The sequence below is a fragment of the Sorangium sp. So ce426 genome (genome assembly GCF_051475585.1).
Taxonomy (GTDB): domain Bacteria; phylum Myxococcota_A; class Polyangia; order Polyangiales; family Polyangiaceae; genus Sorangium; species Sorangium cellulosum_B.
In genome coordinates, this window is the sequence record NZ_CP150341.1 from 8,853,471 (window position 1) to 8,865,024 (window position 11,554).

The following is an 11,554-nucleotide window of genomic DNA, read 5'->3' on the forward strand; positions in this document are numbered from 1 at the left end:
CTTCGTTACGTAATTCGCTCCCAATTTGTCCTCTCCTTGAGAAAATGAATACGAGCCAAGAGAATTACAGTACAGCGCGACCCTCAGACGGCTTCGTCACCAGAGCTGCACCGCCGCCATGGTTCTAAATTGAAGCATCCATTAACTTCGCGGCTTCAGGCCCCTCTTCGGCGCGACCGCGGTCGCGCTCCCCCCCTCTGTGCACAGCCGCAGGTAGTCGCAGCTCCTGCATTTCACCGCAGCGGGCTTGGCTTGCAAGCTCCCCTTACGGAGAGCGTCCGCCGCACCGAGCAGACCAGTCTTCACCTCGTCGATGAAGGAATCGTCTACGGCGCGCGGCTTCTGCTTCCGCTCGTCGAGGTTGTAAACCTCGACGAAGTCAGCGCTCCGACCGGTTAGTTCCTGGTACCCAAGCGCGTAGATGTGGAGCTGCTTCTCGATGATCTCCTCAGGCTGGGCACGATCGCTGGACTTGAGATCGACGATCGTCGTCTCGCCGGTGTCGACGCGGCGCACCAGATCGATCCGACCGACGATGGAAACGCCATCACCCAGGTTGATCTCGATCGACTTCTCCGAGAACTCGATCTTATCGAAGCGATCGCGGTTGTCCTCGAGGTAGTCGTGGATTACACGCTCGGCCGAACTCTTGAGTTTCTCCCTCAGATCGGGGTACGCGTAGGGCGTGCATAGGTGCGTATCCACCAGCCTGGGCACCTCGGCCGCAGTCGCTATATCGCCGCGGATCGCCCGGGCATGAACCTCGGCGAGGATGTCATGCAGCGATTTGCCATAACCCAGCGCCTCATGGAGCGGCGCGTTGAACCCATAGAGGATGCGCAGCTTGAACTGGTAGGGACACTCGAAGAAGTACTTGAGCTCCGAGAACGAAAGAGCCACGTTCGTCACGCCCTTCCGCGGTGTCGGAGGGAGGCGCTCACGTGCTGCATAGTCGGGTCTGCGACGCTTCACCCACTTCGAGACCAGCACGTCTTCCCAGAGCTCCGACGCCTTCTGGTAGAGCCGGTTGCCCGGCACGGGCGCCCAGGTCAGATGCAAAAACGTCTGGCTACGCGTCACGGCGACGTAGAACAGCCTCCGCTCGTCCTCCACCGTGCCCTCGAAGCGCGCCTGTCTCTCGATCCCTGCCGCGGGAATCAGGTGCCAGACGCTGGGGCCGCCCTGCTTCTTCGACGGGAAGCGGTTTCTGACGAGCGCGGGAACGAACACCATCGGCCATTGCATACCCTTGGCCTGGTGGACGGTCATGATCCGGATCGCATCGGGGTTCGCGTAGGCATTGTCTTGCCAGCCTTCAGGATACACGTGCTCCGCCTGATATTGGAGGAAGCTTGCGAACGCATGGTGCTTCTCCACCGGCTCGGAATGGTAGTGAATCGCCTCGAAATCCGAGATCACCTGGCTGAACTTCCCGAGGTTGTAAAACACGATCTCTCCTCGTCCGTCCGGTACCCGCTCCTCCCGGATGCCGGCGTCCTCGAGGAAGCTGAGGAAGCGGCGCTGGATCGAGTAGAAGGCGAACCGCTTGCCCCCATCCTTCCGCATCTCCTCGCGCACGCTGGCCGCGGCTTGGATGGCGGCGAGAAGGTCGGCCCGTGTCGCGCCGGTGCGAGCTCGCGACCACGCCGCCTCGAGCGACCCGACGTCCACCTCCGGCCGGCCCGCCATGAAGTAGAACAGCTGACGAGCGGCCTCTGCCTCCGCGGTGTCGAACAGGTTGCCCATGCCGGCGATCACATAGGGAATCCCGGCGGCGTCGAAGGCCTGGGTGATAGGGGCGCCGTTTCTTCGCACGCTGCGGAGCAGCACAGCCATGTCGGACCACGAGATACCGCGCTCGACGTCGCCGTCACGGATGGCGACGCCACGGATGGAGATCGCGGTCTCAGCGATGTAGCGGGCCTCGTCCTCCGGGGTGTCGAACGCGAGCGCCGCGATATCTCCAGCCTCGTACTCCTGAGCACCGGTCGGCTTCATCGCCTTCTCGAGCCGCAGGCCGTTCTTCTCGATGAGGGCGCGCGCTGTCTCGACAATCCCGCGCGTCGACCTGAAATTGTCCTCGAGCCGGACCATGTGGACGCCAGGGTAGCGCTCCTGGAACGTGAGAATGTTGGAGACATCACTCCCACGCCACTGGTAGATTGTCTGATCGTCGTCGCCGACGACGCAGATCTTGGCGCCGAGCCCGTGCAAGCAGGACACGATGCGCTCCTGCACAGGGTTCACGTCCTGATACTCGTCGATGACGACGTGCCGGATGCGCTTGGATAGCCGCTTGCGCATGCCATGGTCGTTCTGGAGGGCGTCGGCCGCGGCGGCGAGGATCTCGGAGTAGTCGAAGTGCGATCGCTCCTCGAGCAGGTTCCGGTAGGCTCCCAGCGCAGCGAAGACTGAGCAGCCCGCGAGGGCCTTCGGATCGATCGCGGACTCGCGGAGGATGGACAGCGCATCGCAGTAGCGGCTCGTGTCCACATAACGCTTCAGCGTTTCCCCCTTCAGGCTGGTCGAGGCGGTGAGGCCGCTCTTCCTGCTGTGCCGATCGACGAACAGCCTCTGCTGAACCTCGTTGAGGACGTCGAACTTGAAGTATCTGGGGACCTCGTTCTTGAGCAGATCGAGGCAAAAGGCATGGATCGTCCCCACGTACATCTCCGCGAACCCGGGGATGTCACCGAGCTCCTCGCGGCAGCGGGTGACGATGCGCTCCTTCAACTCGGCAGCGGCCTTCTCCGTGAAGGTGAACGCGACGATGTTCCGCGGCTTCAGGCCACCGCACGGACCGGGACGAAGGAGGGTGGCGATACGTCGGGCGACGACCTCTGTCTTCCCGGAGCCGGCGCAGGCGATGAGCTGAAGGTTGCCCTCAGGGTGCAGGATGGCTTCGAGCTGGCTGGGGGTGAACTTCATGTCCGTGGCCCGCGCTCATTGCAGACGCCGTGCCGCGCGGTCATGTGGTGCGAGGACCGGGATTGCTCTGCGATCACGGGCCGCAGGCGAGCGGCAGCTGTCTCTCGCGAGCGACGCCCGGTGGCTGCGCCGAGCGCGGATCACCGGGCTCGGCGCGGTTGGCTCGGCGTCGCCCCCGCGCGACAGGCGTCGCGAGGTGGCGCCGTCACCCGTGAGCGACGGGTGTCGCGGACCAGCGTCCATCGATCACCCGGGAATCCCCGGCGCACGCCTCGCTGGGTGTCGCGCGCGGGCGACGAGCGCTGGATCTGACCTCGTGGTTCTGGCGCTTTCTTACGCCGATACGCGCGGCACGTAGGTTGCGAAAGCCGCCGGCGTGTGGGCGGCGCGGGGCACCTCCCCCGGGCGACGACGCTCATGCGGCGCGGCCCACGCAGGCGCTGATCCGGTCCAACCGGCGCCTCCGCTCCGGGAGGATTCCAGGAGAGACGTCCGGAGATGATAACGAGCACTCCAGGATGCGAAGTGGCCTTGGCGGCTTTTCCGGTGGAAGCCGCGCTGCGCGCACGCGCGGACATCCCGCCTCGCGTGAACCATGGGGGGCAGCGCCTGAGCCCGCTGGAGCATGGAACGATACGATCATGAAGCCCATCGTCCTACCGCCGCTTCCGCCGCCGGTCGAGTTCGTCTATAGCCAGGGCGGGCCGGCGGGATCTACCGGTCCAAGTGAAACCGGCATGAACAATTACGTATGGCTGTTCGAGATCGCGAAGGGGCTCCTCTCCGAGAGCGACGCCAATACACCCGAGGTCATCCTGCGGCGTGTCCTTGAGGCGACCGGGGCGGAGCGCGGCTTCATCGTCGTGCGAGCGGGCGACTCATACGTGCAGAGGTTTGACGTCCAGTTCGATCGGCGCAACCTGTCCACCGAGGAGCGCCGCTTCAGCCAGAGCCTCGTCAAGCAGGCCATCAGGACAGGGGAAATCATCTACTCTGCGGACCTGAGCCACGACCAGAGGTTCGCAGAGCACGAGAGCATCCGGCTGCTCGGGCGCACCTCCGTGCTCGTCGCGCCGCTCCGGCACGCCGACGGCAGCGAGGGCGCCGTGTACCTGGAACGACGGAGCGACGCCGGGTTCCCGGAAGATGCGCGCTGGCTCATCCGCGAGTTCACGGAAATGGCCGGACTCTTCCTGCGTCGCGCCATCGAGCGGGACGCGCTGCGGCGTCGGAGCCAGAGCCTCGAGCACGACCTGTTCGCCCGTTACGATTTCAAGGGGATCATCACACAGCACCCCGGCATGATCGCGCTGCTCCGCAAGGTCGCCCAGGTCGCCAGCTCGGACGCGGCGGTGCTCATCCACGGCGAGACGGGGACAGGGAAGGAGCTCATCGCGCAGGCGCTCCACGTGAACAGCGAGCGCCGCTCGAAGCCGCTCGTCACGCTGCACACGATGGCGCTCTCGGGCCAGCTACTCGAGTCTGAGCTGTTCGGCCACGTGGCGGGCGCGTTTACCGGCGCGACCCGCGAGCGCCTCGGTCGGCTTGCGAGTGCCAATGGCGGCACGCTGTTTCTCGACGAGGTCGCCGACATCATGCCTGAGGTGCAGGTCAAGTTGCTCCGCTTCCTCGATTATGGCGAGATCCAGCGTGTCGGCTCGGACCGGACCGATAAGATCGACGTGCGGGTCATCGCGGCGACGCACAAGGACCTGCCGGCGCTCGTGCGCGACGGGCACTTCCGGCAGGATCTCTACCATCGCCTCAAGATGATCCAGCTCGAGATACCGCCGTTGCGGGCTCGCACCGGGGACATCCCGCTGCTCGTCGCCCACTTCCTCGGCGCGCACTGGAAGCGCGACGGCGAGCGGCCACGCTGGACCGCTAGCGCGGAGCGCGTGCTCGCGATGCACGCGTACCCCGGCAACGTGCGTGAGCTGGCCTATGCTGTCAAGGCGGCCTGCGTCATGGCCACGGGCCCGGAGCTCGACGTCGACGTGCTCCCGGAAGACATGAGGCCCGCCGCGACCAAGGCACCCGACTCCGACTTCCGCGAGTTCACCGGAGCCGAGCACAAAGCCGCGCGCGCAGCGGCGCAGCAGAAGGTAGACATCGCCTTCCTGAAGGGCCTCATGGAGCGGCACCAGGGCAACGCTGCTGCGGCCGCGCGGACGTCGGGCATCCACCGCGGCCAGCTCCACAAGCTCCTCACCAAGCATGGGATCAAGCACTCGTAATGACCTCGTCATCCATCCAGTGCCCGGCGTGCGGCAGGTGGTGCTCGGAGTTCGATCCGGTCTGCCCGGCGTGCCGCGTCACGCTCCCGCAGGAGTCGCTCTCGCTCCCGCGGCTGCCACCGCCTCCGGGCGACGGGCGCGACAAGCCGCATCTGCCGAATAGCGCAGAGGACATCCGCGGCCGTGTGCTTGTGGAACGCTATCGCCTGCACACGCGCCTCGGGGGCGGCGGCCACGGCGAGGTCTGGTCCGCCGACGATCTACTCGTCGGCAGGAGGGTCGCCGTGAAGCTGCTCGGCGAGGGCGTCTACCTCGACCAGACCCCTGCGCGACGGGAGATCCTGGTCCTGCGCCACCTGCGCTTGCAAGGTGTCGTGCAGCTGATCGATGAGGGCGCCGATCAAGGGCAGGTGTTCCTGGTGATGGAGCAGGTTGAAGGTGCGCCGTTTCCTGGCGCGCCGCTGCCGTGCGACTGGGCGTCCATCGCCGGAGCGACAGAGGCCCTGCTCGAGATCGTGGGGCGCATTCACGCGACCGGCGTTGTCCACCAGGATCTAAAACCAGGCAACGTGCTCGTGAGCGCGTCCGGGCGCGTGACCGTGCTCGACTTCGGCCTGTCGGTCGCACCTGCATCCAGCGGCCTCTCGACCCGTACGGACGCGATCGAGGGCACCCTGCCCTATCTCTCTCCAGAGCAGGCCTTCAAAGAGCCGGTCACGGCGCGGACCGACATCCATGCGATCGGCATCATGGTCTACGAGGCGCTCGCGGGACGCCCGCCCTACTCGGCCGCCAGCGTCTTCGAGCTCGCTCGCACGCGGCGGCCCCGCCGCGCGCTCCCCTTGAAAGATGTTGCACCGGCGGTTCCTGAGGCGGTAGCAGAGGTCGTCGACAGGCTGATCGCGCACGCGCCCGCCGACCGCCCGGCGTCGGCCAGTGACGTCCTCGCAGCGCTCCGCGGACAGCGGCTCATCCCGCGCACCGGCTGGGTTTTGCCCCGGCTCGGAGGCGACGCACCGGTACGTGCGCTCGCCGACGCCGTACGGGCAGGGCGCTCGGTTGACCTCCACGGGCCGGCGGGCGCTGGGCTCACCCGGTGCCTTCACGAAGCAGCTGAAATGCTGGAACGCGAGGGGCGCCGGGTTCTCTGGGTCACGCCGGATCAGCGGCCTTTCGCGTGTCTGGAGCCGCTCATCGGGGCGCCCGCCGTCCGCAGCTCGCAGACGCTCGACGAGGCCGTATCGTCGGTGGATGCCGGGCTGAAAGCGCTCCTCGCGACCGGCGCGGTCGTCCTGGTTGACGAGGTGACCCGGGTCGATGACTGGTCGTCCTCGGCGCTCGAACGCTGCCGCCCGTTCGGCGCCGTCGTCCGCGCGTTCGCACACGCAGGTCCCGCGCATACGCCTGCTGCTCCTGACGTCGTGAGCCTCACCCCGCTGGACGAGGCTGCATTGAAGTCGCTCTTCTCGGGACCAGATCGCATCTTCCACTTGCCCACCGACGCCGCACACGCGCTCTGGGAGCGCACTGGCGGGCTCGCAAAGCATGTGGCCGAGGAGGTGAATGCATGGCTGCACACCGGGATTGCCCGCTCGGACGGAGCCCGGCTCGCGGTCGATCGCGACGCGCTCGGGCTGCTCGAAGTGGGCCTAGGCCGGACCGCAGACTCGGGAGGGGTGCCGCCATGCCATCCTCCGCGCAGCGCGACCGGCGCCCTCCCGCAGCACATCGACGAGACGCTCGCATGGGTGACGCTCGCCTGGCCGCACGTCGATGTCGATCGACTGGTGGTCGCGAGCGGCCTACCGCGATGGCAGCTCGAGGCACACATCACCGAGCTCAGAGCCCGCGGCGCCGTGCGGGCGCTGGACGACGGCCGGATCCAACCCCGCGCCGCGGTGAGCTTCAATCGCGTGTGGACCTGGGAGCAACGCCGGGCCGCCCATCGTGCCATGGCGCACGCCCTGGAGCGCGGCTCCGTCGGTCGCCTCTTCCATCTCCTCATGGCAGCGGACAGCTCACGCGTCTCCGATCGGGTCGAGATCGCGCGCGAAGGGCGGATGCTCGCCGAACGCTTCGCGCGCGAGGGGCGCCTCAACCTGGCTACGACCGTGCTCGGAGACGCGTTGCTCGGCGTACGCAGGCACCTCGCGAGCGCCGGGGAGAGCGACCTTGCCGTCGAGCTCGAGCTGCTCAGGTGCTGGGTCGAGGTCGCCCTCTCCGAGCGCACGCCCGGCGCCATGGACCGAGTGCTGTACGAGCTGTGTCGCGTGCGGCCGGCCGAGCGCGAGGTGCTTCACCTCCAGGATCTCGTTCGGGCCTCGCTCGCGCGCGGCGCGGGCGGGGAGCGCGCGTTTAAGATGGCAGAGCTCGTCGAGCCGTTCGACGAGCTCCGCTTGGAGCGGCACCGTCAGGCCGTCCGGATCGTCGCGGCGCGGCGGTGCTCGATGAAGCAGGAAGAGGCCGTCTTAGCGGATGTGGCGTGCTGGGCTGCGAAATCTGGCGACCCGGAGATCAAGGCCAGCCTCGCGGGCTGGTATGGCCGGCTGCGGTACCGGCAAGAGCGCTTCGACGAAGCCGCCGCCTTCCAGGCCATGGCCATCTCGTCAAAGACGTGGATGACGGATCGGATCAACGCCAGGCTCAACGGCGCTGCAGCGCTGATGGAGGCGTTCCGCCTGGACGAGGCCGCCGCCTGGGCCGAAGAGGCGCGCTCACTCGCGGACCAGTGCCGCCATGCGTACTTTGAGGCACGGGCTGCCTGGACATTGCGTGCGATCGAGTACCGCGCGGGGAAGGCGCTCGACCCTGACGTCGACCTCTGCGACGTACTGGCCGGCATCGGTATCCGAGAGGTCGAGGCGATCTCCTGCCTCACCGAGGCTGCGGTCGCCTGGCGTGCGGGTCGGCACGCGCTCGCGGCGAAGCTCGCGTCCCGCGCACACCGCCTCTGGGAAAGCACAGGGTGGCGCGTCGGCGCGCTCCTCGCCAGGTGCCTGGCGCTCGTCTGCGGTGATACCCCGCTCGTGGGCGAGATCGAGGCGCTCGCCTCCGAGGCGCAGGCGTGCTCCATGCCGCGCGTTGCACTCCAGGCGCTCGGGCTGCTCGCGTGCGTCGGACGCGCCAGCCCGACCTGGAAGGCTGCCGCCGAGATGTTCGCCGAGGGCGTACCGCTCGAGCGCCGCCGCGTCCGCATGGATGTGCTCGCGACCAATGAAGCTCTCGCTGCTTTCAATCCATCGCTGACGGGCGGTGCGTGATCACGCTGTACATTGCTGCCCGTCGAGCATCCGAGACGTCGCGTGTTCATTTGTTCACCATACCCCCTGGAGGAGTCATGTCATTCGACAGAGCGTTCGGAACCCCCTCGATGAGGATGTACCCCTACACGTCGCCGGTGCGGAGGTCGCTCGATCCCCACGAGCAGATCGACATCGGTGAGTACATCACCCATCACATGGCCGGCGGCTACCCCCTCGCAAACATCTATGTGGACTATGAATTCATCAATCCGTTGGGCGGCAAGCTGGTGCTCCATGAGGCCATGTACATCCACACGACGGAGCACTGGGTCTTCTTAAAGGACGAGCCCTACGACGCGTCAAGGTCGATCCGGGTGAAGCGCATCGGCCCGGACAGCGGCGTCGTGCACACGTCCCTCAAGGGATTCTTGCGCGACATGGCGAAGAAGAACGTGGCCAGGTACGTCATCGCCAGGGCAGTGACACTCCCGCCGCCCTCGCCCGACGCGCCCCCGGCCATCGGCCGGAGCGACGGAACGATCCTCGACGGAGGCTCGTACCGCGTCTTCCAGAACGGAAAAGAGGTGGGCGCTATCCTGGTCACGAAGCAGGCGGAGCACTGGGGCGTGGCGCGCTCGTACGACATCCAGATCGGATTCGATCTCGAGCCAGTCAGGGACGGGTGGAACTACGCTCAGTGGGCGGCACACGTGAACTCCTGCTTCGACCAGTGCATCTACTGGGTCGTGACCAGCGAGAACGGCAAGCTGCCGAGGGCGTGACACGGATTGACAGGCAGGGGTGCTTTGGCTAGAGGGCGCTCGATGATCGGCAGACAGGGAAAAGCAGCCTGGGATGGTCCCTCCATCGTGAACCTAGGCGACGTGCTCGCGGATCTGTATCCAACGCGGGAGGATGCGTATCGCGTCGTGGGCGCCGCGGGACTGAATCGGGGACGGATCCGGTTCAGCGACGCGGCGGTCGTCAACTGGTTCAACATCCTCGACTACGCGAAGAACCAGGATCAGGTGCTCGACATCGTCGACTTCGCGCTCCGCGAGTACCCGAAGAACGAACTCCTCCGCCTCGCCAAAGATCGGGGGAGCATCCCTGCCGTCCGAGGAGCCGACATCCGCAGCGATGTCCTGTGGCGAGGCCCCGCGACCCCTGCGTCGCTCGAGCAGCTCATGGGCTCCGAGAGCACGCTGGTCGACGTGAGCTTCCTTGAGATCGGCGCCCAACAGGCCCGAGCCGTGGCGCGCGTGGTGCTCCCGACCCGGGCGACCGGGTCGGGCTTCTTGATCAAAGGCGGGCTCTTCATCACGAACCACCACGTGCTCCATGACGCGTCCGAGGCCAAGCTCGCCGTGCTGGAGTTCAACTTCCAGAAGACGACTGCCGGGCTCGACGCTAGCGTCGACCGCTACCGCTTCGCGCCAGACACGTTCTTCAGGACCTCCGAAGAGGACGACTGGACCGCGGTCGCCATCGACGGCAATCCCGCTGAGAGGTGGGGCTGCATCGAGCTCGCCGAGATCGAGATCGCGGCCGGCCATCGCGTCAACATCATCCAGCACCCCGGCGGCGGGCCGAAGCAGGTCTCGTTCTTCCACAACGCGGTCGTCTTCGTGGGGAGCGGCCGGGTCCAGTACCTCACCGACACGCTCCCCGGCTCGTCGGGTTCCCCGGTGTTCGACAAGCAGTGGCGCGTGGTGGCCGTCCATCACAGCGGCGGCTGGATGTCCGAGCCCGGAGCGGAAACTCACCAGATTTATTACCGAAATGAAGGGATCCACATCAACACCGTGATCCGGGCGCTTCGGGCAGAGGGGGTGGCGGAGGTCTGATGGGCGCCGGACCGTCCACAGCGCACGCGGCAGTGCTCATCGAGCAGAGGGCGGGTGACGAGGCAGCGGGTCGCGAAGTTTTCTTCCAGAGGCGGCGTCCCTTCGTGATATAAGGCCGTCAGTCGAGATCGGAGAGGAGACCATGACTGCGCACGATCGTCGCTTCAGAACAGACGTCCATGTGTTCGCTCCGCGCCTGTGTGAGACGACGAAGGAACAGCGATGAGCACCTCCTCTACTGGATCCCCGTCCCGGCTTGGAGCGCTGATCCTGGTCTGGCTGCTCACGCGGTCCGATGGAGGTACCCGATCCGGGGTTGACAAGGCGCTAGTGCCACTGCTCGAGCAGCGGTGGAGCGACGCCGAGCGGCGCCGAGCGCTGGAGAGCGAGCTCACCACCCTCGAGGGAATGGCGCTCATCAGGCGCGTCAAGAAGGCCTCGATCGTGCTCACCGACGGGGGCCGGCGCGAGGGCCTCGCCGTGCTGAGAGTGAAGTCGCTCCCCGAGAAGATCACCTGGGAGACGGTCAAGGCCAAGTACCTGTTTGCGTGTGCGCTCGGTCTCCCACCCCCAGCAGCGAAGCAGGGGAAGAGCGACAAAAGCAGCATCGAGCAGGTGAGCGCGGCGATCCTCACTCGTTATGACCGGATCGATATCGATGGAGATCCGACGCTGCCCCGGATCGCGGACGCGCTGGTATGGCAGGCGCTCGGCGTCCAAACCCGAGCACCGCTCACCTTGAAGGCAATTCGAGAGCTGGTCTTGAGCCGAGCGCTGGGAACAACAGGTCCGCAGAAGCCACAGAAATCCGACACGGCGCTCGCACAGCTCGCGGCCAAGAAGGTCGGGGCGCGTCGGGCGAAGATCAACGAGCTCCGGACGGCCACGCTGCGCCGCTGGATCGAGGGGACGGATGCCGCCTCGGAGATGAGCACCGCCGGCACAGAGGTCCCGAGCCCCCCCGCTGCCACCGCTGAACCCGTCGAGGACAACGAAGACGCCTTCGCTGCACGGGTTCTCGCAGCGGCCCGCGAATCGAAGACCGGCCGATTCGGCGACAACAAGGTGTTCATATCTCATGTCTTTAGGAAGCTTGCTGACGAGGGTGCCGTCTCGCAAAATCTCCAAGCATTCAAGGAGAGGCTTGCAAACGCTCATCTTCGTGGATTGCTGTCACTCAGCCGAGCAGACCTGGTTGAGGCAATGACGGCGAATGACGCTGACATGTCGGAAACACTACACGACGGCTCCACGTTCCATTTCGTGAGGATCGAGGGCTAAATCTGGCCAATGGCATCGG

Annotated in this window: 6 protein-coding genes; 5 read left to right on the plus strand and 1 reads right to left on the minus strand. The window is 66.3% G+C overall.

Features of this window, described 5'->3' with window-relative positions; all coding sequences use genetic code 11:
• Positions 1–141: 141 nt before the first annotated feature.
• Positions 142–2,928 carry an ATP-dependent helicase gene (locus WMF44_RS32955; RefSeq protein WP_437294014.1) on the minus strand — a complete coding sequence of 929 codons (2,787 nt, stop codon included), beginning with the start codon at positions 2,926–2,928 and terminating at the stop codon, positions 142–144.
• 641 nt (positions 2,929–3,569) lie between these two features.
• On the opposite strand from WMF44_RS32955, the gene WMF44_RS32960 reads away from it, so the two are divergent.
• From WMF44_RS32960 to WMF44_RS32980, 5 genes are all read left to right on the plus strand, one after another.
• Positions 3,570–5,165 carry a sigma-54 interaction domain-containing protein gene (locus WMF44_RS32960; protein ID WP_437294015.1) on the plus strand — a complete coding sequence of 532 codons (1,596 nt, stop codon included), beginning with the start codon at positions 3,570–3,572 and terminating at the stop codon, positions 5,163–5,165.
• A complete protein-coding gene (locus WMF44_RS32965; RefSeq protein ID WP_437294016.1) occupies positions 5,165–8,425 on the plus strand; it encodes a protein kinase domain-containing protein in 3,261 nt (1,086 codons plus the stop codon). Before WMF44_RS32960 ends, WMF44_RS32965 begins: the two co-directional genes overlap by 1 nt.
• A 77-nt stretch (positions 8,426–8,502) precedes the next feature.
• On the plus strand, positions 8,503–9,189 hold the full coding sequence (locus tag WMF44_RS32970; protein ID WP_437294017.1) for a hypothetical protein: 687 nt from the start codon (positions 8,503–8,505) through the stop codon (positions 9,187–9,189).
• A 42-nt stretch (positions 9,190–9,231) separates the two neighbouring features.
• A complete protein-coding gene (locus WMF44_RS32975; RefSeq protein WP_437294018.1) occupies positions 9,232–10,254 on the plus strand; it encodes a trypsin-like peptidase domain-containing protein in 1,023 nt (340 codons plus the stop codon).
• Between the two features lie 222 nt (positions 10,255–10,476).
• Positions 10,477–11,535: a hypothetical protein gene (locus tag WMF44_RS32980; RefSeq protein WP_437294019.1), complete on the plus strand. Its 1,059-nt coding sequence runs from the start codon at positions 10,477–10,479 to the stop codon at positions 11,533–11,535.
• The last annotated feature ends 19 nt before the right edge of the window (positions 11,536–11,554 follow it).

Coding starts and splice junctions, on each gene's coding strand:
- WMF44_RS32965 (WP_437294016.1), top strand. CDS start 5,165: ATGACCTCGTCATCCATCCAGTGCCCGGCGTGCGGCAGGTGGTGCTCG.
- WMF44_RS32975 (WP_437294018.1), top strand. CDS start 9,232: ATGATCGGCAGACAGGGAAAAGCAGCCTGGGATGGTCCCTCCATCGTG.
- WMF44_RS32955 (WP_437294014.1), bottom strand. CDS start 2,928: ATGAAGTTCACCCCCAGCCAGCTCGAAGCCATCCTGCACCCTGAGGGC.
- WMF44_RS32970 (WP_437294017.1), top strand. CDS start 8,503: ATGTCATTCGACAGAGCGTTCGGAACCCCCTCGATGAGGATGTACCCC.
- WMF44_RS32960 (WP_437294015.1), top strand. CDS start 3,570: ATGAAGCCCATCGTCCTACCGCCGCTTCCGCCGCCGGTCGAGTTCGTC.
- WMF44_RS32980 (WP_437294019.1), top strand. CDS start 10,477: ATGAGCACCTCCTCTACTGGATCCCCGTCCCGGCTTGGAGCGCTGATC.